The following is a 23,279-nucleotide window of genomic DNA, read 5'->3' as shown; positions in this document are numbered from 1 at the left end:
AATCATTTACAGATTTAGTTCTCTTATAGACAAATCTATCTCATCTTGATTTAAAGGTCTTGAATAATTATATATAGTACTTCCTGGTCTTTCATTATAATACGGTCTATTACAATCCTTACAGCCTCTTATTTCAAAAGGGTAACCCCTGTTTATATCTGATACAATCTCATCATCGAGTTTTATATTCTCTAAGTATCCATTTTTAAATTCAAAGTATTCTTGTGAATAATCTTTATTTACCATATAGGACATTAGCTGTACTCTTCTGTAACTTTCTATATTTGGTTGACTTATTTTTTCCATTTTAGTTCCTCTAACTGGAGTAAATGCAAATAAACTAACAGTTATATTGTTCTTCTTTAAATAAGTATATAAGTTGTATATATCTTCATGACTTTCTCCCATACCAACAATTATATGTGTGCTGATTTTATTAGGATATAACTTTGACATTTTTGTTATAAAATTCAATTTTTCATAATAATTATATCCTTTTATTTTTTCATATAATTCCTTATTTGCTACATCTATCGCTATTCCTATTTTATCTACTCCAGCAGAAAAAAACTTATTTATTTCTTCATCACTTTCTAACTTTGCAGACAATGAAATAGGCATATCTATTTTACCATTTATATAATTTATAAAATCTAAGACAGATTTATGTGCCTCTTCACTTGCCATTGATTGTATACATATTCTCTTTATATTTTTTCCCTTATATGCTCTCAAAGCATCCAGTATTTCCTCTTTAGAATACTCTGGCCAAACTACTCTTGATAATTTATCTTTTCTAGTACTGCTTTCTATTGATTGAGAACAAAAACTACATTTGTTTATACATTTTTCCCCAATCATTATATATGCTGTAGTAGGAGGTATATCGCTTTTTTTATTTAATATTCCAAGTTCTATTGCTGTTCCTGATGATAGTCTAATCATAAAACGCAACACTCCTTACATTCAGTTATTGTCATATTCATATCTATAGCCTTGTTCTTAGCAGATTTTGATGGCAGAACTATTTTATTAACTCCACACATTATAGCTAATTGGTCTAACTCTTTTCTATATACGCCTCTAGGTCTCATACAACCTAGGTTAATCTCTGTATTTGGTAAATTAATTCTCGCTTCACATAAAACATCTGCTACTTCTTCCAACTTAGGAGGTTCTACATTTTCATATTCAGTACCTCTCGTGGGAATAAGAACTATAAATGTCAGTTTATTAGGAGGATTTTTTTGTAAGTATTCTATAATCTCATACTCACCTTTTACTTTTCCTCCTTTTAAACCAATACATATATGTGGTGCTACTTCTGTATTTTCTCTTATTGTATTGTAAGTTTTAATATAATCGTCTTTGCTTTTATCCATTTTATAAACTTCTTTTATAGTTTCTTTATCAAACACCAAGTCGAAAGAAACCATATCTAAATACTTACATAATTCTATAATACTCTCTTTATCCATAAGCCCTAAATGAGCATTTAATCTGTAGCCTTGTTCCTTTAATTCTTTAATGGTCTGTATATGAGTATTTATTGGGACATCACCTTCATAACTACAACCACCACTTAATAAAAAACTAGTTATATTTCTTGATTTAACTTTTTCTTCATAATCCTCAATTGGTATCATATTTTCTAAATAGTGACCATTACAATGAGCACATTTAAGACTACACTTATTACTTGTCGTACTAAGAGCTAGCGTCTGATTAGGATAAGCAAACTCTATCTCATTTCCGAAATTACTTAATTTAATGTCAAACGCAGTTCTTATTTTTTCAGACAAATCCTTATACATAATTTAATCCTCTACAGTAATGTTTTTATGTTTTACTCCTCTATCTATGCATTTATATTTTGATATTTTACTCTTCTAGTAGCTGTTTTGCAGTTGGGAACTGCTCTATATTTGTATGTGGTAAGAAGCATGCAGAAATAAATTCGTCCATGTAACTTGGATAAACACTAAGTTCAACATAAGTTATTTGTCTACCTATTTCTTCAAGTTTATTTTTGGCATCTTTACTTATAAGAGCCAAGTAAGAACCAACAAGTGAACTATTTCCTATATAAGTAAATTTCTCTCTATCGATATCAGGAAGTAATCCTATAATTATTGAATTTTCTATATCTAAGTTATTTCCTATACCACCTGCTATATAAACTCTATCTAATATACTAAAATCCATACCCAAGCTATCTACAAGAGTATATGCTCCTGAATATATAGCTCCTTTAGCTCTAATGAAATTATCTATGTCCACTTCATTTACTACTATATCATTCTCCAAATCAAATTCTTCTTTAAATGCTAATACATACTCTCCTATTTCATGTTCATTAAATCTAACTCTCTTATTGTTTAAATCTCTGTATATCTTACCTCTTCTATCTATTACACCCTTAGTAATCATTTGGCAAATTAAATCAATTATACCAGAACCACATATACCAACTGGCGCACATTCATCTATTATTTTTAATGTAGGCTCTAAAGTTTCTTTATCAATAGCCACCTTTTCTATTGCTCCTGCTGATGCTCTCATTCCACAGCTTATGCCTCCACCTTCAAATGCAGGACCTGCTGAACATGCACAGCTCATCATATAGTCTTGATTTCCAAATACTATCTCTCCATTGGTACCTAAATCTATAAATAAAACATTTTCTTCACTTGACCATATCCCTGCTGATAATACCCCTGCTGTTATGTCTCCTCCTACATAACTTGCTACAGATGGAGCTAAGTACACATATGCACTGTCATTTACAAAAAGGCCTACATTTTCACCCATAAGTTTTGGAGATTTTAAAAATGGAGGTATATAAGGTTCTTGTCTTAAAAAGTCTGTATACACTCCTAAAAATAAACTTGTCATAGTTGTGTTTCCAGCAGCTACTAAAGTGACTACATCCTCCTTATTTATGCCATTTCTTTCATATAATGTTTTTAATAGAGGATTTATAGTTTCATCAACTATAGCTTTGTGTAAAGTTTCTAATCCGTTTTTCTTAGCCGAATATATAATTCTATTTATAACATCTGCTCCATATTTTATCTGAGCATTTCCAGATGATGCTTTATCTACTACTTCTTTTGAATATAAGTCTACTAAACATACAACTACCGAAGTTGTACCAATATCTATTGCAACTCCATACAGAGAATTTTCCTTATTTCCTTCTTCTATATTTATGATTGTAAGTTTCTTTTGTTTTTGAACATATGTTATTGTAACTTTGAAATCGCTCTTTCTAAATATCGTTGGCATCTTTCTAAGTATATCTAATCTAAAATCTATTTCATTGTACCCCAGATGATTTCTAACATGTCTTTCTAATCTATCTACATCACTTATATTATCATCTAAGTTTGGTTCTTCCATTTCTATGTATTTCTTCTTTATATTTGTCTTAAATTGTAAGTTATGCTTTTCTATTATTTTTTTAGCTCTCTCAAAAAGTCCTCTATCTTTTTGTTTATTACTACCTTCTATCTTCATACCATGCATAGAAGATGATACTTTAGAAGGAACTTCAATTTCTATATCTGAGATTACTTTTGTACAACAAGCTAATATATAACCTTGCTCCCATTCGTTATCTGTTATATGTCTTGTTTTTTCTGTATCAACCTTACCTTTTAACAACTTCACCTTACATTTACCACAAGATACATTTCCATTACAAGGAGCATCTATGAATATATCTGCATTTCTTGCTACTTCTAGTAATATATCCCCCTCGTTACAATAAACTTCTTTATTGTTTGGCATAAAATTTACCTTTATCATGATATCCCTCCCAATTTGTTCTATATATTATAAAAGGAAAGTATAGCTAAATTTGCGTGCACTCAAATTTTACTATACTTTCCCCAATTATAATAACATCCCTAGTCTTTAATTATTCTAATCCAGCCTCATATTCTTTATCACTTAATAATGTATCAAGCTCAGCAACATCAGCTAGTTTTACTTTTAATATCCAGTTTTCGTATGGGTCTTCATTTATACATTCTGGCTCATCTTCTAATTTTTCATTAACTTCTAATACTTCACCATTAACAGGAGATATTAAATCAGAAGCTACTTTAGAAGATTCAACTACTCCAAAATCTACTCCCTTAGTTACAGTATCTTCTACTTCTGGTGTTTCAACAAATAATATTTCTCCTAATTGATCTTGAGCATAATCTGTTATACCTATATATACAACATCTCCATCAATTACTTTTACCCATTCATGATCTTTAGAGTATTTTAATTCTGGTAATAATTTCATTTCGATAGACCCCCAATATTATATTATTGATTAATTTATTTAAATCATATTAATATTATATCACATTATTTTAAATTTTCCATCAATTACATTACACTTTCCATAGCTAATGCTGGATGACCTTTTTCTTCTAAGAAAGCTAATACACCTTCAGAATCGTCAGCTATAGTTTCGTCACAAATCATATCACAGAAGTTTTCTATTCCAGTCATTTCTTTAACTGTAGCATTTAATTTATCAGCTACATACTCTTTTAATTCTTTTGGCATCCAAACTATTCTTTCTGGTCCACCTTCTGCATAAGCGAATTTTTTAGAAGATATGAAGTGTCTTCCGTGTCCCATGAATCCTGGAGTTTGAACTCCTCCACCTGTCATAGAAGCAAGTTCTCCGAAAGTCATACCAACTGGAGTAACGCTTGGGAATTCTCTGTTAACTACAACAAATCCATTTGCTTCTGGCATTATACCACAGATACACTCAAAACATCCACAAGAAGTCATAGGGTCTTCTAATATAGAGTATAATGTAACAGCTTCAACTGCACCTTGAGATATTTGGTTTACAGTTTCATTTACAGAGTTCCATACACCTGTTCTATCGTCTAAACATTCACCTTTTTCTATTGGTTGACAAGGACCTGTAGGGTCTAATTCTTTAGTAGCTTTAGCATCTAACCAGCTAACTGCGCCACAAAGACCAAGTCTTTCAGGAGTAACAACACAAACGTGAGCTGGTGCAAATGATTGACATAAGTTACAAGAATAGAAAGTCTCTACACTTTCATCAACCAATGAAGCTAATCTCTCATCTCTCGCATTGTACTTAGCTATTGCTTCACCTTTTAATTCAGAAACTTTTTCAGCATCTGTAATTATAGTTATTTCACACTTATCAACAACTGATTCAAATTCATCTAACATCTTAGCATATAAAACTTCTCCTATATGCTCAAGTCTAAATCCTTTATCAAATGCATCTTTAGAGATTCTTACCCAGGCCATATCTCTTTGTCCAACGTGCATTACACCTTCTATATAGTTTAAGAAGTAGTGGAAACGTCTTTCAAGAACTGGTTCGAAATCTTCTTGCATGTTTTTACCAGCTATCTTAACTATTACAGCAAGTGGTAATCTTAATACACCATCAGCTTCAACTTCATCTATGTTTGGTCCTATTATTTCTATCTTATGGTCTTCAACTTCAGTTGCTTCTTTCTTAACAACAAGCTCCCAAGCTTCAGTTTTATTTCCACCAAATTCAGCAAACATGTCGCTCTTTCTAATTCTTTCACCTTCAAATGCTGCTGCAAATGAAACTGGTATAGGTATTTCAGTAACTTTTATTTTTATTCCTCTAGCTTCTAATGAAGTAGCTACTATCTTATCATAATCTTTTTGAGTTAATAAGTTCATTGGAACTTCAAGAACAGTTTGGTCAGTTATAACTGGGAATCCTAAAGCTATTGCTCCAGCACCTGCAGATACAACTAATTCACTTAATGGTCCAAATGCATTTACAAATGCAGGAACTCTATTAGCTGTGTATTCTAATAATCCGTTTAAATCACCAGGAGTTAATCCACCGAATATTAATGCTGCTCTTACTGCAACAGATACAACGTGGATAACAGAAGTTACATCATATCCTAGAGGTATAACTCTTAGCTCAAGACCCATTTTTACTCCAGCTTCTATAGCTTGGTCTATAACCTTACCAACTAAGAAAGTTAATAAACCTTTAGATTGGTAGTCTTTTATAACTTTTGCTGCTGATTCAGCATCAGGACATTCACCAAGAACAACTGCAACACCAGGTATATCTCCTGTAACTAGTGGTACACCAAGTGATCTGATTATAGGGTCAGTTATATGACCTGCACATGGCTCACTATATGGAGCATCCATAGTTGAGTATTTTAATGCTTCAATTACTTCTGCCGCTAAAGCAGTAGCTAAACCAGCATTAAAAGCATGTTCTAATAAATGAGTTCTATTGATTAAAGATTTTACTACTTCTAAAGCACCTTCTAAGTCCCCTAAAGTGTTCATTTTTTGTCCTGTTGCAGCATATATACAAGGTAATGAATATGCTGTATCAGGGAAAGCTACTTTATGTTCTTTTCCGTTTTTTTCTATAGCTTCAGCTAACATAGCTTGAGCCGCACCTAAAGCTTGTTCTGACCCTGTAAAGATTATATTATATAGATTCATTCTATTTCCCCCTTTAATATTTACACCTATTTTTTATTAACTATACCCTAAAAACCCTAGAAAGCAAATCCACCTTCATTTAACTCTAAGAAAGAGTCTGCATATAAAGATGCCCCGTTGATTATGTCACAAGATTTTACAGTTTTCATTAATTCTGGGTCACATGGATTCATTATAGCTGAACTAAATCCATTAGCCATTGCCATTGCTAAGAATGCGCTATCTAAAACAGGTCTAACATGTTTAGGACATCCATTAGATACATTAGATAATCCTCCTGTAGTTAAAAGTCCCATTTCAGTCATCATTTTTATAGCTTCTAAAACTTCTACTTGTTTTTCTTGCATACCCTTTATAACTAAGCATAATGGGTCAAATAATATATCAGTTGGCTCCATTCCTAGCATTAAGCCTTTTTCTAGTATTTCTTGGCAGTAAGCCATACGTTCATCGTTATCTCTTGGGATACCTTCTTTTGCACATAAACCTATAACCATTGATTCATATTCAGCTGCTATATCTATTAAATCAAATCTTGAACCAGCATCAGCAGAGTTTATTATTGGTTTTGCATTAGTTCTATCATAAACTTTAAGTCCAGCTTCGATAGCCTTTTTATTAGCTGTATCTAATGCTATAGGAACATTGTTAAATTCAGATTGAAGTAGCTTAACTCCCCATGTCATTATCTCTTCGCCATCTCTTTCAGCAGGTCCTATATTGAAATCTATATAGTGTGCTCCTGCTTCTAATTGTTCTTTTGCTCTTTTTAATATTGGAGCTGGATCTCTTTCTGCTAATGCCTTTCTTATTGAAGGTGAGATACAGTGTATTCTTTCACCTATAATCATAAATTTTTCCATTTATAATGTCCCCCTTTAAATTTAATATTAATAGTTAGTTAATATTTTATTAGTTTGTTTGGCATGCTTTTTCTTGGTATCCTTTTAAGAACTTAGGTAATTCCATAGATTCTTCTGGTCCTATAACTACATTCCATCCTGGTAAGTTATCTTCTATATCACCTTTAAGTACTGCAACTTTTCCTGGAATAATAATGTCTTTACAATTAGTTACTTCATCTACTTTACTTTCTTTAATGAAAGCAGATATTGAATTTCCACCAAATTTACCAGCAGCCCAAGATGTAAGAACTGAATATCCACCTGCATCTGGTATTACTAACCATACTGGAACTTTTGATCTTTCTATATCTCCAGCAACTATGAAATAAGTTAATGCAAAGTCAACAGTAACTAATACTGGAGAATTTTCATCTGGGTTATTAATTGGGTAAATCTTTGGTTCAACTCTCATTGGTCTTTGTGGGTCAGTGTATATATTTTGTCTTAATGCAAATAATGGTAATGCTTTAGCATAACTAATATCATCTATTACTATTATAGAACCATATTTTATAGTAAATATTGATGATAAAGCAATTTCCATCATAGGATTTGAGTTAGATAATCTATTTGCAAACACTATTGAAGGATATCCAAATGTTCTATCTTGTTCTTTTAAAGCTATTCTTCTAACTTGCACAGCATTAGTGTAAGTATCTTTTATATTTTCTCCAGTTACATCTAATACTAATTCTTTATATCCAGCAGATTGAACTAATTCAACTGTTTCATATAATTCTTCTAAGCTAGCGGCTTTTACTCCTAATGGTAAGTTTGCTCCTTTAACTACTTCTATCATATCTTTGTAGTTATCTTTAGTTGCTCCATATACCATTGGTCTAGCATCTTTTAATACTTCAACAGCTTCTTTTACTGCTTGTGCATCATCACAAGCTAAAATATAAGCTACTTCTAATCCACTACCTTTTATTTTGTCTATTAGTTTTAAATATGCATCTTTGTCTCCACAGTATTCTAAAACAACCATTTCAACTTTCATTTGTTCACCAATTCTTATATAGTCAACTTTTTTCATGTTAGCTATTTTAGCGTCTACTGCTTCATCACTCATACAAGTACAGAATGAAACTGCATATCTATTTCTACTTACTAATGTTTTTTCATGTCTAAATAATACTGTTTCCCCACCTAGTTCATATTCAGATGCTCCAGCACCAACTTTTAATGCTTTCATTAAAGGTGCAGTAGCTTCTGATAGTTTCGCTATAGCGTCATCAGACATATGTGGGCATTTACCTACTTCTACAGCTCCTGAAGCAACCTTCATAGAGAAAGCCATACAAGTTGGGAATCCACAATCCTTACAGTTTTTCTTTGGTGTTAATTTAAATATATCTAAAGCTTTTAATGCCATTATTTTCTCCCCCTAACCTTAACAATTTAATTAAGCTAATGCGTTAACCAATTCTTTTATAGTTTCTATTGATTTTGGATGACGAAGTATAACTGCGTTTGAACCACCTACTAAAACACTTGCTGCAGTTGAAACTTCCATTGCTATAGTTCTTTCTTCTGGACAACCCCAATCTGGCTCATCTTCCACTGGAGCTATAGCTTCTTTAACATGACCTACTTCGAAAGCTACTGGTGTTATGATAGGCATTTGTAATGTCTTATCATTTTGACCAAATGCTGCAAGTCTAATTCTATCCATAGTAGATGCAACATATTCATATCCATAACCAACTGCTGAACATCCAACATTCATAACTATATTTTCACCTTTAACGCCTAATTGAGTTAACAGTACGTTTAATTGTTTTGCTAGGTTTATATCAACAGAAGATTCTGCTCCAACTTTGTGTGAATAAGCCATTCCAGCTGATGCTCCTACTCCTTTGTAGTTATCTTCTACTGCTGACATAAATAGACAGTTATGACCATCCAATGTTTGAGCTAATTTTTCAAACAGTTTACCATCTTTTTCATGATTTCCTGAACCAGCTACTACTAAAGGCAATGTTATTGCTTCAACTACTGCTTTAGCCACTTCAGCACAGTCATCAACTGATTTATCTAATCCATTTGGGTCAGAACCATCAAATTTTAAACAAATAAAATCTGCTTGTGTATTAGCTTCAACATATTTAGCCCATTCTACTGGACAATTAGCTACATCTTTGTATAACTCTTTATATGAATCAGTCCAGCTTTCAGGATAAACGTCTGATATTTGTATACCTATTTTTGGAGTATTCCCTACTTCTCCATCAAAACTATAAAAAGGTAATACATTTTCCCCACCTAATTTAATTGCTTTTTCCCCTATTCCTACTTCAACTTCTGATATTTTTCCAGAATATTTTTGAGTAGACATTTTAAATGCCATATTTTTTTCCCCCTTAAGCCTATTTTAATTCTAATTTAGCAAAAATTTCTTTCATAGCCACTTTAGATTTTGAATCTTCAGGTAAATCAACTAAAGGAATACCTGTAGAATCATATTCATATATCAATTCATCCATAGGTACAACACCGATTAGCTCTAGGTTATGTTTTTCTATTTCCTCTTTGACACCATCATTCATAACCCCATTTGGAACCTTATTTACAATTAGAAGTATTCTTCCAACATTTAATTTTAGTTCCTCAGCTAAATCTCTTATTCTAGCAACAGCTTGTATACTACGTCTTGAGCAATCACTAACCAATAAAAGCGTATCAACATGTCTAGTAACTTTTCTGCTTAGATGTTCCATACCAGCTTCGTTGTCCATGACTAAGTATTTGTAGTGACCAGATATTTTGTTTACTTGTTCTCTAAGTATCCCATTTACAAAACAGTAACATCCTTCCCCTTCTGATCTCCCCATTACTAATAAGTCATATCCTTCGCCTTCTTCAATTATAGAATTTAATCTAAATTGTAGATATTGTGCTTTTGTCATACCGCCTGGGAATGCATTGCCTAACTTTTCTCTTTGATTTACTTCTTCTCTTATTTCTCCTATTGTTGCTTCAACTTCAATACCTAATACTTCATTTATGTTAGCATTAGCATCAGCATCTACAACCAATACTGGTCCCTTATTGTCCTTAACCAAATAATCAATCAAAAGCCCTGTGAGACTTGTTTTACCAGTTCCACCTTTTCCTGCAACAGCTATATTGTATCCCATTTTAAGACTTCCCCCTTAAATCTAGCCACAGAGCCTTATGTACTCTGTTTACTTATTATAATTTAGGTACAGAATGAACACATTCTCCATGTACATCATGAAGTGCTTCCATTAGTCCTTCAGATAAACTTGGATGTGGATGTATTGCATCCCCTACTTGTTCTACAGTTAATCCTAGATGAACAGCAAGTGATAACTCTGTTAATAAATCTGTAGCATGAGGACCTACTACTGCTGCACCTATTATTTTATCTGTTTCTTTATCAGCTATTATTTTTACAAATCCTTGGAAATGTCCTATAGCCTGTGCTTTTCCAAGTCCTCTAAAATCAAATTGACCTACATTGTATTCTACACCTTCAGCTTCAAGTTGTTTTTCAGTTTTACCAACACCAGCAACTTCAGGTTCAGTATAAACACATCTTGGAATTGCTCTATAATCTACTACTTTAGTTTTTCCTAAAGCATTTTCAACTGCAACAATACCTTCTTTAGAAGCAACATGTGCTAAGAAAGGAGTATCTATTATATCACCTATTGCATATATACCTTCTACATTAGTTTCAAGATGCTCATTAACTACTACTTTTCCTCTTTCCATTTCAATTCCTATATCTTCTACTCCAGAATTATCAAGGTTAGGTCTTCTACCAACACATACTAATGCATATTGTGCTTCTATAACCTTTCCATTAGAAAGAGTTGCAACAGCTTTACCATCAACTACTTCACAAGTTTGTACTCCAATACCTGTAATAACTTTAATCTTATCTTTCTTAAATTGTCTAAGTAGTTGTTTAGCTACATCTTTATCTTCATTTAATAGTATCTGGTCAACCATTTCAACTATAGTTACTTCTGTTCCTAAGGCTCTAAAGAATTGCCCTATTTCACATCCTATAACTCCACCACCTACTATTAACATAGACTCAGGTATATCTTCAAGTCCAAGAACTTCATCACTAGTTATTACAATTTTTCCATCATATGGGAACATTCTTGGTACAACTGGAACAGAACCATTAGCTAGTATTATCTTATCCGCTTTTATAGATTCTACTGTTCCATCATCTTTTGTTACTTCTATAGTATTTTTATCAATCAATTTTCCAAAACCATTAACTAGTTTTACGCCTCTTTTTTCAAATAGGAATTCTATACCACTTATTAATTGATTTACAACTTTATTTTTTCTTTCCATTATAGCAGTGAAATTTGGTGTAACTGTACCATCTATCTCTATACCAAAATCCTTTGCTTCCCTCACAGTATTTAATACCCCTGAAGAAGCAAGAAGTGCTTTAGTTGGTATACATCCTGCATTTAAGCAAGTTCCTCCAACTCTTCTTTTTTCAATAACTGTTACCTCTGCACCAAGCATAGAAGCTTTTATAGCTGCTACATATCCTCCTGGTCCACCACCTACTACTACTATTTTCATCCTTAATTCCCCCAAACCTTATAATCTACAATCTTGTAATACTATAAACCTGCGGCATCTAGTATAGCAGGTATATTTTCTTCTGCCCCAATTGCCATTATATGAACACCATCACATAAATCTTCTTCTTTTAATTGTTTGATAAGTTCTCCTGCCATTTTTATTCCCTCACTTACCCAGTTTTCTTTTCCAGCTGCTCTTAATCTTTCGATTTGTTCATCTGGCACAAATATTCCTGGTACATTTGCAGTCATAAATTTAGCCATTCCTGGAGATTTTAAAGGTACTATTCCTGCTAATACCTTACAATCCATATCCCTTGTTAGTTCTCTAAACTTTCTCATTGTATTTATGTCATAAAGTGCTTGAGTTTGGAAAAATTTAGCTCCAGCTTTTATTTTCTTTTGCATTTTTAATAATTGAACTTCTATTGGAGAATATTCTGGAGTTACTGATGCTCCTAGATAAAAATCTGGAGAACCTTTTAATTTATTACCAGCCATATCCGTACCTGCCATTAGAGTTTCAGCAGTTTGAAGTATCCCTACAGAGTCTAAATCAAATACTCCTTTAGCCTGTGGATGGTCTCCTACGCTAGTATGGTCTCCTGTTAATGCCAACAAGCTGTTTATTCCAAATACACCTGCTGACAACATTTCTCCTTGTATAGCTATCCTATTTCTATCTCTCCCCGTTATTTGAATCACTGGCTCTAATCCAGCATCTTTTAGTAATTTACATGTAGCAAGAGAAGTTGCTCTCATAACTGCTGATTGAAAGTCTGTTACATTTGCTGCGTGAACTCTTCCAACTAACGGCTTCGCACATTCAATTAAATGTGAAAGGTCAGTCCCTTTTGGAGGAGCCATCTCAGTAGTAACTGCAAATTTTCCACTCTCTAGTGTTTCTCTTAATAAGCTCATCTCTAATCCCCCTTTTAACCTTCTAAAAAAAACTTTTATGAATTCGCTGTTGCTTCTTTCTTTTTCTTTGCACTTAAGCTTCTTGGATTATTTTGCTTAGAATAGTCTTTTGGTGGTCTTATTTCTGCTAAATTCTCTAATTGCCCTATAGATTCCAATCTTTCATATATTTTTATCCAAGCACAATCATTTTCTGGATTTACTTCACATTTACCATTTTTAGCTCCACCACAAGCCCCATTCATAAGACCTTTAGCACACATAGTTACTGGACATATTCCACCTGTCCAACCAAGTTCACAGTCTCCACAAGCTTTACAAGCTTCTTCATATTCTCCAACCCTTTGTACTTCCCCTATAAACAAAGTGTTGTTAGCTGGATAAACTGGTTTATTTTTTAGGTTTTTAACTATTGTTTGTGTCCCATCTCCACATGCTAAAGATAAAACTGCATCAGCTTCTTTAGTTTCTTCTTTTAGAACCTTTAAGTCCTTTTTAGACTTTAAAAGGTTACAAGCAGGATCAAGCATTACATATCCTAAGATTTTTTTGCCCTCACCTTCAAGAGTTTCCTTCATTTTTAGAACTTCTTCTTCTCCACCACTCTTACAAGTCGCTGCACATTGATTACAACCAACTAAAACTAGCTTGTCAAAATTCTTTAAGTACCCTAGCACTTCTTCCAATGGTTTATTTTCAGAAATTATCATATCTACTTCCCCCCTAAACCTTCCACAATATCTATCTATTTATTATTTTGCAATTTACAAGCTTTAACTACGTGTTTTGCAAGTATAGATGTTGTAACTGAACCAACCCCCGCTGGAACTGGAGTTATCATCGATACTTTATTTAAAACTGCATTTGTATCAACATCTCCACATAAATTTCCTTCTTCATCAACATTTATACCAACGTCTATAACTACTGCTCCATCTTTCACAAAACTTTCATCTACCATCTTAGCTCTACCAATAGCTGCTATCAATACGTCTGCTTCCGCAGCTACATCTGATAAGTTTTTAGTCTTTGAATGGCATATTGTAACAGTTGCATGTTCACTTAATAAAAGCATTGATACTGGCTTCCCAACTACCATTGATCTTCCAAGAACTGTTACCTTACTTCCTTTTAAATCAACATTATAATGTTTTAATATTTCTACTACTGCTGTAGGAGTACATGGTGGGAATCCACTCTTATCACCTTCCATGACTTTAGCAGAGTTTATTGGACTAAAACAATCTACATCTTTTTCTGGCGCAATGACATATTTTATAACTTCTTCATTTAAGTGTTTTGGAAGTGGTCTAAAACATAATATACCATTAACATCCTTATCATCATTAGCTTTCTTTAAAACATCAATATATTCTTCTTGAGTTATATCTTCAGCTAATTCCAACACTTCAGTTGTTATACCAATGTTTTGACATCTTTTTAGTGCTCCTCTTTCATATGATAAATCATCGCTTCTTGCTCCAACTCTAACTATTGTTAGCTTAGGATTTATACCTTCTTTAACTAGTAACTCGACTTCTTTTATTAAGTCTTCACTAATCTTATCAGCTACAGGTTTTCCTTTTATAATCTGTCCTTTAGTTGACATTACTTCCATATATTCACAACTCCCCTACAAGCAAACTTAAATTAATTTATTCTATATACCACATATTAATAACATAGTATTTACTTTCGTCATTTAAAAATTATTTTCCAAGAGCTTTTTCAACTTTAGCATAAACTTCATCACAAGTTTTAACGCCATCTTTAACCAATTTATCTACTTCTGTTTTTACTTTACTAACATATTCTTGATCTTGTATAGAATTTATATTTATAACTACATTTAATTGTCCTCCAAGTATAGCAGCTCTTAAACATTGAACCCCTACACCAACATCGCTTATAGCAAGTCTTGAACCTTTATCAACTAAATCTTCATGTAACTTAATAGCTTCATAACAAACTCTTACTATATTTAATGGCACTTCACAAGCAACTTTTAGTGCTTTTTCCATTGTTTCTGCTTTTATTCTTTTTTCTTCTTCTGTTTCTTTAGGAAGCCCATAAGCTTTTGATAATGGTAAGAAACATTCTGCATCATCATCTATCATTTTTAATAAATCTTTTTCTAATTTTCCTGCTTTACTTAATATATCTTTTACACTTTCTTCATACTCAGCATACTTTTTCTTTCCTATTGTAAGATTACATACCATACTCCCTAAAGCCATACCAATTGCACCAACTAGTGCGGCAGCCCCCCCGCCACCTGGTACTGCTTCTTTAGAAGATAGTACTTCTACAAAATCAACACAAGTTTTATCTGCTATTTTCATGATAATCCTCCTTAAAAGGATGTAGGAAAATATCTCAAATTATCTTAGAGATATTTCCTACTCTTTATTTATAAATTAATACACTTAGAATAATCCAGCTATTACTCCATTTTCATCAACATCTATTTTTTCTGCTGCTGGAACTTTTGGTAATCCTGGCATTTTCATTATTTCTCCAGTAAGTGCAACTATAAATCCAGCCCCTGCTGAAATTGATGCTTGTCTTACAGTTATTCTAAATCCTGTTGGTCTACCTAATTTAGTTTGGTCATCAGTTAAAGAATATTGAGTTTTAGCCATACATACTGGAACTTTAGTAAATCCAAGTTTTTCTAAGTTAGCTATTTCTTTATCAGCTTCTGGAGTATAATCTACACCATCTGCTCCATAAATCTTAGTAGCTATAGCATTTATCTTATCTTTTATAGATAAATCATCTTCATAGCAGAATCTAAAATTATTTTCTTCTTCGTCTAATAATCTTAAAACTTCTTTAGCTACTGCGATTCCACCTTCTCCACCTTTTGCCCATACTTCAGAAAGAGCAACATTAACGCCTAATTCTTTACACTTGTCTTCAACAAGTTTAAGTTCAGCTTCAGTATCAAGTGGGAATCTGTTTATTGCAACAACTGCTGGTAATCCATATACTTGAGTTATGTTTTCAACATGTTTTAATAAGTTTGGAAGTCCTTTTTCAAGAGCTTCTAGATTTTCTTCATTTAAATCTGTTTTAGCAACTCCGCCATTGTATTTTAATGCTCTTACAGTAGCAACTATTATAACAGCATCTGGTTTTAAGTTTGCCATTCTACATTTTATATCTAAGAATTTTTCTGCTCCAAGGTCAGCACCGAAACCAGCCTCAGTTATTACATAATCTGCAAAGTGCATAGCCATTCTTGTAGCTATAACAGAGTTACATCCATGAGCTATATTTGCAAATGGTCCACCATGTACAAATGATGGTGTTCCTTCAAGAGTTTGAACTAGGTTTGGTTTTAAAGCATCTTTTAATAATGCAGCCATAGCACCGTTAGCTTTTAATTGTCTAGCTGTTACAGGTGCACCTTCGTAGCTATATCCAACTATTATGTTTCCTAATCTTTCTTTTAAGTCAGCTATATCACTTGCCAAACAGAAAGCTGCCATTATTTCAGAAGCAACAGTTATATCAAATCCATCTTGTCTAACTGCTCCATCACCTTTTTTACCCATACCATCAACGATATTTCTAAGTTGTCTATCGTTCATGTCTACACATCTTCTCCAAGTTATTTTCTTAGGGTCTATTCTAAGTTCATTTCCTTGGTGAATATGATTGTCAAGCATAGCAGCTAAAAGGTTATTAGCAGCTCCTATAGCATGAAAATCTCCAGTGAAGTGTAAGTTTATATCTTCCATAGGAACAACTTGTGCATATCCTCCACCAGCTGCCCCACCTTTAACACCAAATACTGGTCCTAGAGATGGTTCTCTTAAAGCAACTAATACATTTTTATCTAATTTTGCAAATGCATCAGCAACACCGATAGTAGTAGTAGTTTTTCCTTCACCTGCTGGAGTTGGGTTTATAGCTGTAGTTAATATTAACTTAGCTTTTTTCCCAGTTTCTCTTTTTAGTAGATTGTAGTCAACTTTGGCTTTGTATTTACCATATAGTTCTACATCTTCTTCACCTAGTCCTAATTTTTTTGCAACCTCTCTAATATCTTGAGGCTTAGCTTCTTGAGCTATTTCAATGTCAGATTTAAATCCCATAACTGAATCTCCTCCCACAACCTAAATAGATTTAAAATATAATTTTTGTATAAATTGTATTAATATGTAAAAATTATATTTTATAAGATAATTATACATGTAAAATTGCTTAAAAACTAGCTACTAAGCCATTAAAATATCTTTACTTAATAGCTAGTCATTTATCTAATTAATCATTCATTACCTATCTAATACCTATTTATTACCTTTAACCAACAAACCAATTATAAATCAAAATTTCTATTTATCTTTAAGTGACATTAATTTTTCTTTTATTTCTTTAATTTGTGCTTTTGTTGTTTCACTAGAATCATATGGAGATTGATTAGCTCTATCAGAATCTATAACATCTTGATTGTAATAGATAAATCCTAAAGATTCGCCATCTTCTAAGTTTTGTATTATAAATTCTTCATCTTCTTTATTTCTGATTTTGTTACCTACAACAAATACCTTATTTACGCCTATATCATGACCAAGTTTTTTAACTTTTCTATAGGTTTGTAGACTTCTTTCACCTGGCTCTACAACTACTATAAAAGCATCTACACCTTGAGCTGTTCCTCTTCCTAAGTGTTCAATTCCAGCTTCCATATCCATAACAACTACATCTTTATTTTGTAGTATTAAATGAGAACAGAGTCTTTTTAAAAGAACATGCTCTGGACATACACATCCAGTACCACCAGAATCTACTGTCCCTAATGTAAGTAATCTCACTCCATTGTATTCTTTACAGAAATTTTCAGGTATATCGTCTACTTTAGGATTCATCTTAAACATTTTTCCAAATGAACCTACAGAAGCTGCTGTTCTATCTGAAACTAATTTTTTCATTTCTGATATAGGTACTATTGATTCATATACTTCTTTTGGAAAACCTAGTGCTAAAGCTAAATTAGCATCAGGGTCGGCATCAACAGCAACAACTCTGTATCCGTCTTCAGCAAACATTCTAGAGAGCATTGAAGAAAAAGTCGTTTTACCTACTCCACCTTTACCTGTTATTGCTATCTTCATAATCCCTACCACCTTTATTACTATTTGCTTTTTATTTTATTTATTTTTTAGTGTAGTTATCTATTTTTTAAACACTAAAAATAAACTACAGCTAGTCCTTACAGGAACCAATTACATTTACCCTACTAGCTTTTCAAAGCAGCATGTATAGTTTTAGTATTCTTCATTATATTGTTTATATTTTATTTATTCAGTATATTCATTGTATTTCGATATTTTTTTCTTTAATATTTGACTTTATTCAACCATAAAATCTTTATTTAGATATAAAATCGTTTTTTCTAAGACTTTAGGCATTTTCTAAGCTTCTGCTTCAACGCCCATTTTTTCTTCAACTAATGCTTCGAAGTGAACACGTTTCTTTTCTATATCTTCTATTATTGTAGCTGCTAACTCTTTTGGATTTGTATTTACAGTAAATGTTGCACCAACTTTATCTTTTAATTCGCTAGTTAATATATCTACTGCTCTTGAAGAACCAGCTATTGGAGGCATTATTCCTAGATAAGTGTCTATACCAGAAGCTACAACATAACATCCTATAGCAACTGCTTTTTCTGACATCCACTCTGGAGCTATACCTACAACTGGAAGGTCACACATATCCATATCTAAGTAATTAGCTGCTGCTCCAACTAAATCTAATATACGGCTTATATCAACGCAAGAACCCATATGTAGTACTGGTGGGATTCCTACTAGTTTACAGACAGTTGCAAGACCTTTACCTGCATATTTTTCAGCTGCATCAGATTCCATTAATCCAAACTTAGCTGCTGCTGAAGCACCACAACCTGTAGTAACTACTATTATGTCATTTTTAATTAATTCTTTCATTATTGTTACATGAGCCTCATTTGAAACTCCTTTAGCATTGTTACATCCAACTACACCAGCTGCTCCTCTTAATACTCCAGATTTTAAACAGTCTGTTAATGGCTTAACTGTTCCTGCTGGATCTATATGAGAGTTTACAACTCTGTCTAATTGATTTACTACTGCTTCTACACTATACCCAACTGTTGCCCCTGATTTTAATTCAGGTATAAGTACTTTTGATTTATCTCTATTTTTAAAGTTTAAGATAGCTTCTTTAACTATTGATTTAGCATCATCAAGAGCTTGTTCTTCTCTAAATTCAATATAAGTTGAACCTGTTATTTTAGCTTTTGGAGAAGTTGTTACAAACTTAGTATGGTAACAATCTGCTACTCTAGCTAGTGCAGGGAATATACATTGAACGTCAACTATTACAGCTTCAACTGCTCCAGTTACTATTGCAAGTTCTTGTTGATGGAAGTCTCCTGCTATTCTTACACCATGTCTCATTGTAATTTCATTACCTGTACAACACATACCAGCTAAGTTTATTCCATCTGCTCCAACTTCTTTAGCTAAAGCTACTAAGTCTGGTTCTTCTGAAGCTAAAACTATCATTTCTGATAATGCTGGCTCATGTCCATGTAATATTATATTAACTTTATTTTCTTCTAATACTGCTAAGTTAGCTTCTGTTCTTCTTGGTACTGGAGTTCCAAATAAGATATCGCTTAGACGAGTACCTATCATAGAACCACCCCAACCATCAGCCATAGAAGTTCTTAGACTCATGTGTATTAAACTATCTATATCACCAGTACATCCTATATGAGTAGAGTGCATTATTGTTGCAATTTCTCTATCTATAGCTCTTGGTTCTATAGCATATTCTTTCCATATTTTTTGTCTTGGTTCTGGTGCATTTTTTATAAATCTTAATGTCCCAAAAGGTTTACCAAATTCCATTAATGCAATTTCTGCCACTTCATGTGCTACATCATAGATATCTCTACCTTCTGTTTCTACATCCCATTCTTTAGCTAAATTAATTAACTTAGCTTCGTCTCTTATTTTATAGTTTCCATTTGGATCAGCTAATGCTAATGTATGTGCTATATCTCTAGCATGGTCTGAATGGGCAGCTGTCCCACCAGCAACCATTCTTGCAAAGTTTCTACCTACTATAGTATGCTCATCTGCTCCACATAACCCTCTTGGAGTTTTAGGACTTATTCTACATGGTCCCATTCCACATATTCTACAGCAAACCCCTTGAAGACCAAAACCACATTGTGCTTTAAAGCCTGCTTTTCTATCATACATTGTTTCTACGCCTTCTTCTCTAGCTTTTGCTATCATCTTCTGGCTGTTTAAATCAATTGTTAACATTTTTTCATCCATATTCCTATCCCCTTTTTTTGATTTTTAAAATCCCCCAGGTGACTGACTTCATGTCATAAAATAATAAAATAAATGCTTTCTAAGTTGATTATATACTAATTTTCAGCACTTTGCTTTAGATTTAAATATTTTTTTAACAAAATTAGATAATACATAAAAATTTTATTTTTAATGCCTAATTTAAGTTAATTTAACTGCTTATTTTTGGCTATTTTTTAATACTTAAGCCTACTTTTTTGATACTTTAGTTTAATTAAATTATGTTTTGATTTTTTAAAATCAATTTTGAATTATTTCTAGTCAATTTTTTGATATTACATCTTATTTGTGTGTTTGTTATTTCTCACTACTTTTTTGGACTTGTTACAGATTTTTACTCCCTATACCATAATTAGTAAAAACTTCTTAGAATAGCATTTTTTGGACTAATTTTTTGAATTTTTTTATTTTTCCTACTTTAATATTAATTATAGCTTCAAATTGAACATTTGTATATATTCATTTGAAGCTATAATTATTTTTTATATAAAATTTTTTTAATATTGCATTAATTCAGATATTATGACTACTTTTTATCTTTTAATGCATCTATTTTACACACTTAATGTTTTTATTTCATACTTTTCGCTACAATAGCTCCATATGCAATAGAGTATAATTTAGATTCATGTGAATCAGCTCTTGATACTAAAACTATAGGAGCTTTTGCACCCATAATTATACCTGCTGATTTAGAATCTGCCATATATGTAAAGGCTTTTCCTATTCCATTACCAACTTCTATTGTTGGAACCAATATAATATCTACATCTCCAGATACTTCACTCTTAAATCCTTTTATCTCGCTAGCTTCTTTTGAAACTGCTAAGTCAAAAGCTAAAGGACCTTCTACAATTACATTATCTCCAAATTCTCCTGCTTGACAAGCTTTTGCTAACATATCTGCATCTACAGTAGCTTGCATTTTAGGATTTACTTTTTCCTTAGCTGCTAAGCATGCAACTTTTACAGTTTCCATACCTAAAGATTTTGCTGCTTTTATAGAATTTTTTAATATTTTTGCCTTTTGTTCATAGTCAGGAGCTATATTCATTCCTCCATCTGTAGTTATCAACAGCTTATGGTATTTTTCTAACTCATATACCATAACATGGCTTAATAAACTATCAGTTCTAAGACCATAATCTTTATTTAACACTTCTTTTAATATAACAGATGTATCTAATAAGCCTTTCATTACAAAATCAGCTTCTTTACTTGATACTAATTTAACTGCTATTTCAGCACAGTCTTTAATATCATCCTTGTCAATAATTTTAATTCCACCCAAATCAAATTCTATTTCTTTTGATATTTCTCTTATCTTTCCTTCATTTCCAACTAATATAGGAGTAATTATATTTCTTTCTACAGCATCCTTTATCGCCATTAAAACTTCTTTGTCGTGAGCTGCTGCTACAGAAAGTACTATTTTTTCTCCTCCTTTAAGCTGCTCTAAAATATCATCTAATTTCTTTATCAAAAGTAACCCCTCCCTTATATATATTTAACTAAATAATACCATATTTGATATACCTTTTCTCAATTTATTTTTTATGTTCTAAAAAATTTGTATAACTAAAATCTGCTTTAATATTTAATTATTACAAGTTCAAGATATTTATGAAATATAATATTACAAAGAGTAAATAAAGGTAAAAAGCTCCCAAACGAAGTAAATAAAAAAGTGGTACAACATAATAAATGTTCTACCACTCTTAATTAATAAAATTTAATAACATCAAATAAAACTCACTAACATCAAATCCAACCTAATAAAATAAAACCTAATAGAATCTAATACAGTTTAACAACATTCTTACTTGTTTATACCAAGCTCTCTTAAACAAGCAATCGTAATCTCATCCTGTGGATTTAATTCATAAGCTCTTTCTATATAGTAAGTTGCATCATCAATATCACCATTGTTTAAGTAAGCCATACCTAAATTACAAAGAATTTCTGGGTCTTCTTTTATCTTGGCAGCTTGCTCAAAATACTCTATGGCTTTATCTAAATTATTTTTAGAAGCTTCACAAAGCCCTAATTCAACTATAGCATCTACTTGCTTAGGTTTTATTACTAATATCTTCTCAAAATACATTTTAGCCTGCTCTATTTCGCCCATACCCTTATATCCTAGTCCTATCATAAACAGTAAATTCCACCAATCCATATGTTCTTCTTCTAATGGCAGTAGTTTTTCTAATCCTTCTTTGAACTTACCATGGAATATAAGTGTATATCCTTCTTCATACTGTACTTTAAAATCCATCTTTCCTAAATTTTCTTGTATTTCAGCCACTAAGTCAGCATCTAGACCTAATCTTAATGCATCTTCCCATGTCAGTTTAGTCTTTAAATATTGACCTTGATTATAATAATGATAACCTAAATGATAATAACCTACTGCAAAATCACTATCAATATCTATTATCTTTTCAAGTTTGGCCATCGCTTCAAGTAAAAATGCATTCATAGCCTTATCATCTAGGTCTTTTTGATATTGTTTTGCTATCTCTTGGCACACAATTGCATAATTATACATTGCATCTAAATCATCTGGATACATAGTTATAAATGCTTTTATATATATTAAAGAATCTGTATGTTCACCAATCTCAAAGTACTTTCTAGACATGTATCCCATATATGCTTTTAAATCTAAGTTAATATCCTTAGCCAAAGCATCTAAAAACTTTTCATATTCTCCATTGTTTTTAAATTTACTATCTATACCAATTATATATATCATTGCATCTGCTATAGACATTGAGTTTAACTTATCTTGAGCAGTTTTTTCTTTTATTCCTTTTACTAGCACCTCATTTTTTATAGGTACATCTAGTCCACCTTTTGGCACATCATAACTCTTTAATTTAAATTCTCCACCATGCTTTATAGTTATAAAAGCTAGTTCTTCTGCCTTCTTTAGCAAATATTTTTCTATTTTAAAATCCATTTTTTCCTCCTAA

General features: G+C 32.1%; 19 protein-coding genes. All 19 read right to left on the bottom strand.

Annotation, left to right across the window (positions count from 1 at the left end; all coding sequences use genetic code 11):
• Positions 1-6 precede the first annotated feature (6 nt).
• Entirely contained in the window at positions 7-945 is a 939-nt protein-coding gene (locus KGF36_RS10930) for a radical SAM protein (RefSeq protein ID WP_227829479.1), read from the bottom strand.
• A complete protein-coding gene (locus KGF36_RS10925) occupies positions 942-1,814 on the bottom strand; it encodes a radical SAM protein (protein ID WP_227829478.1) in 873 nt (290 codons plus the stop codon). The genes KGF36_RS10930 and KGF36_RS10925 overlap by 4 nt, the downstream gene beginning before the upstream one ends.
• A gap of 67 nt (positions 1,815-1,881) precedes the next feature.
• The gene (gene acsV / locus KGF36_RS10920; protein WP_227829477.1) at positions 1,882-3,810 is read right to left on the bottom strand and encodes a corrinoid activation/regeneration protein AcsV; all 1,929 of its coding nucleotides are present in this window, start codon (positions 3,808-3,810) and stop codon (positions 1,882-1,884) included.
• Positions 3,811-3,922: 112 nt separating this feature from the next.
• Positions 3,923-4,300, bottom strand: coding sequence for a glycine cleavage system protein GcvH (gene gcvH / locus KGF36_RS10915; protein ID WP_003418363.1), 378 nt, complete (start codon positions 4,298-4,300; stop codon positions 3,923-3,925).
• Positions 4,301-4,386: 86 nt separating this feature from the next.
• Positions 4,387-6,513, bottom strand: a complete 2,127-nt coding sequence (acsB, locus tag KGF36_RS10910; protein ID WP_227854704.1) for an acetyl-CoA decarbonylase/synthase complex subunit alpha/beta — start codon at positions 6,511-6,513, stop codon at positions 4,387-4,389.
• A gap of 56 nt (positions 6,514-6,569) precedes the next feature.
• The gene (gene acsE, locus KGF36_RS10905) at positions 6,570-7,376 is read right to left on the bottom strand and encodes a carbon monoxide dehydrogenase/acetyl-CoA synthase methytransferase subunit (RefSeq protein ID WP_227433444.1); all 807 of its coding nucleotides are present in this window, start codon (positions 7,374-7,376) and stop codon (positions 6,570-6,572) included.
• Between the two features lie 49 nt (positions 7,377-7,425).
• Entirely contained in the window at positions 7,426-8,793 is a 1,368-nt protein-coding gene (gene acsC, locus KGF36_RS10900; protein WP_227842780.1) for an acetyl-CoA decarbonylase/synthase complex subunit gamma, read from the bottom strand.
• A gap of 30 nt (positions 8,794-8,823) precedes the next feature.
• Positions 8,824-9,768: an acetyl-CoA decarbonylase/synthase complex subunit delta gene (gene acsD / locus KGF36_RS10895; protein ID WP_227829474.1), complete on the bottom strand. Its 945-nt coding sequence runs from the start codon at positions 9,766-9,768 to the stop codon at positions 8,824-8,826.
• 19 nt (positions 9,769-9,787) lie between these two features.
• Complete coding sequence (locus tag KGF36_RS10890) at positions 9,788-10,558, bottom strand: carbon monoxide dehydrogenase accessory protein CooC (protein ID WP_227829473.1); 771 nt, start codon at positions 10,556-10,558, stop codon at positions 9,788-9,790.
• A gap of 55 nt (positions 10,559-10,613) precedes the next feature.
• Entirely contained in the window at positions 10,614-11,999 is a 1,386-nt protein-coding gene (gene lpdA / locus KGF36_RS10885; protein ID WP_227829472.1) for a dihydrolipoyl dehydrogenase, read from the bottom strand.
• A gap of 41 nt (positions 12,000-12,040) precedes the next feature.
• Positions 12,041-12,922, bottom strand: coding sequence for a methylenetetrahydrofolate reductase (locus KGF36_RS10880; protein ID WP_227829471.1), 882 nt, complete (start codon positions 12,920-12,922; stop codon positions 12,041-12,043).
• Between the two features lie 35 nt (positions 12,923-12,957).
• Positions 12,958-13,632: a methylenetetrahydrofolate reductase C-terminal domain-containing protein gene (locus tag KGF36_RS10875; RefSeq protein WP_227854703.1), complete on the bottom strand. Its 675-nt coding sequence runs from the start codon at positions 13,630-13,632 to the stop codon at positions 12,958-12,960.
• Positions 13,633-13,667: 35 nt separating this feature from the next.
• Positions 13,668-14,540 (bottom strand): tetrahydrofolate dehydrogenase/cyclohydrolase catalytic domain-containing protein, encoded by an 873-nt coding sequence (locus KGF36_RS10870; protein WP_227829469.1) that lies wholly within the window; start codon positions 14,538-14,540, stop codon positions 13,668-13,670.
• Between the two features lie 91 nt (positions 14,541-14,631).
• Complete coding sequence (locus KGF36_RS10865; protein WP_227842778.1) at positions 14,632-15,264, bottom strand: cyclodeaminase/cyclohydrolase family protein; 633 nt, start codon at positions 15,262-15,264, stop codon at positions 14,632-14,634.
• Positions 15,265-15,348: 84 nt separating this feature from the next.
• Positions 15,349-17,025: a formate--tetrahydrofolate ligase gene (locus tag KGF36_RS10860; RefSeq protein ID WP_227829467.1), complete on the bottom strand. Its 1,677-nt coding sequence runs from the start codon at positions 17,023-17,025 to the stop codon at positions 15,349-15,351.
• Between the two features lie 240 nt (positions 17,026-17,265).
• Positions 17,266-18,045, bottom strand: a complete 780-nt coding sequence (locus KGF36_RS10855; RefSeq protein ID WP_227433452.1) for an AAA family ATPase — start codon at positions 18,043-18,045, stop codon at positions 17,266-17,268.
• 300 nt (positions 18,046-18,345) lie between these two features.
• Positions 18,346-20,265 carry an anaerobic carbon-monoxide dehydrogenase catalytic subunit gene (gene cooS, locus KGF36_RS10850; protein WP_227829466.1) on the bottom strand — a complete coding sequence of 640 codons (1,920 nt, stop codon included), beginning with the start codon at positions 20,263-20,265 and terminating at the stop codon, positions 18,346-18,348.
• 610 nt (positions 20,266-20,875) lie between these two features.
• Entirely contained in the window at positions 20,876-21,787 is a 912-nt protein-coding gene (locus KGF36_RS10845; protein WP_227829465.1) for a bifunctional enoyl-CoA hydratase/phosphate acetyltransferase, read from the bottom strand.
• Positions 21,788-22,123: 336 nt separating this feature from the next.
• Complete coding sequence (locus KGF36_RS10840) at positions 22,124-23,266, bottom strand: tetratricopeptide repeat protein (protein WP_227829464.1); 1,143 nt, start codon at positions 23,264-23,266, stop codon at positions 22,124-22,126.
• Positions 23,267-23,279: the final 13 nt, after the last annotated feature.

This window comes from Clostridioides sp. ZZV14-6009 (assembly GCF_020658095.1).
In the GTDB taxonomy this organism is placed as follows: Bacteria; Bacillota; Clostridia; order Peptostreptococcales; family Peptostreptococcaceae; genus Clostridioides.
The sequence above is the reverse complement of the archived record's forward strand: the minus strand, read 5'-3'. Positions and strand labels throughout refer to the sequence as shown.

What these genes read in the sequence shown, in the direction of transcription:
- KGF36_RS10930 (WP_227829479.1), bottom strand. Translation starts at nt 945, where the DNA reads ATGATTAGACTATCATCAGGAACAGCAATAGAACTTGGAATATTAAAT.
- KGF36_RS10925 (WP_227829478.1), bottom strand. Translation starts at nt 1,814, where the DNA reads ATGTATAAGGATTTGTCTGAAAAAATAAGAACTGCGTTTGACATTAAA.
- acsV (WP_227829477.1), bottom strand. Translation starts at nt 3,810, where the DNA reads ATGATAAAGGTAAATTTTATGCCAAACAATAAAGAAGTTTATTGTAAC.
- gcvH (WP_003418363.1), bottom strand. Translation starts at nt 4,300, where the DNA reads ATGAAATTATTACCAGAATTAAAATACTCTAAAGATCATGAATGGGTA.
- acsB (WP_227854704.1), bottom strand. Translation starts at nt 6,513, where the DNA reads ATGAATCTATATAATATAATCTTTACAGGGTCAGAACAAGCTTTAGGT.
- acsE (WP_227433444.1), bottom strand. Translation starts at nt 7,376, where the DNA reads ATGGAAAAATTTATGATTATAGGTGAAAGAATACACTGTATCTCACCT.
- acsC (WP_227842780.1), bottom strand. Translation starts at nt 8,793, where the DNA reads ATGGCATTAAAAGCTTTAGATATATTTAAATTAACACCAAAGAAAAAC.
- acsD (WP_227829474.1), bottom strand. Translation starts at nt 9,768, where the DNA reads ATGGCATTTAAAATGTCTACTCAAAAATATTCTGGAAAAATATCAGAA.
- KGF36_RS10890 (WP_227829473.1), bottom strand. Translation starts at nt 10,558, where the DNA reads ATGGGATACAATATAGCTGTTGCAGGAAAAGGTGGAACTGGTAAAACA.
- lpdA (WP_227829472.1), bottom strand. Translation starts at nt 11,999, where the DNA reads ATGAAAATAGTAGTAGTAGGTGGTGGACCAGGAGGATATGTAGCAGCT.
- KGF36_RS10880 (WP_227829471.1), bottom strand. Translation starts at nt 12,922, where the DNA reads ATGAGCTTATTAAGAGAAACACTAGAGAGTGGAAAATTTGCAGTTACT.
- KGF36_RS10875 (WP_227854703.1), bottom strand. Translation starts at nt 13,632, where the DNA reads ATGATAATTTCTGAAAATAAACCATTGGAAGAAGTGCTAGGGTACTTA.
- KGF36_RS10870 (WP_227829469.1), bottom strand. Translation starts at nt 14,540, where the DNA reads ATGGAAGTAATGTCAACTAAAGGACAGATTATAAAAGGAAAACCTGTA.
- KGF36_RS10865 (WP_227842778.1), bottom strand. Translation starts at nt 15,264, where the DNA reads ATGAAAATAGCAGATAAAACTTGTGTTGATTTTGTAGAAGTACTATCT.
- KGF36_RS10860 (WP_227829467.1), bottom strand. Translation starts at nt 17,025, where the DNA reads ATGGGATTTAAATCTGACATTGAAATAGCTCAAGAAGCTAAGCCTCAA.
- KGF36_RS10855 (WP_227433452.1), bottom strand. Translation starts at nt 18,045, where the DNA reads ATGAAGATAGCAATAACAGGTAAAGGTGGAGTAGGTAAAACGACTTTT.
- cooS (WP_227829466.1), bottom strand. Translation starts at nt 20,265, where the DNA reads ATGGATGAAAAAATGTTAACAATTGATTTAAACAGCCAGAAGATGATA.
- KGF36_RS10840 (WP_227829464.1), bottom strand. Translation starts at nt 23,266, where the DNA reads ATGGATTTTAAAATAGAAAAATATTTGCTAAAGAAGGCAGAAGAACTA.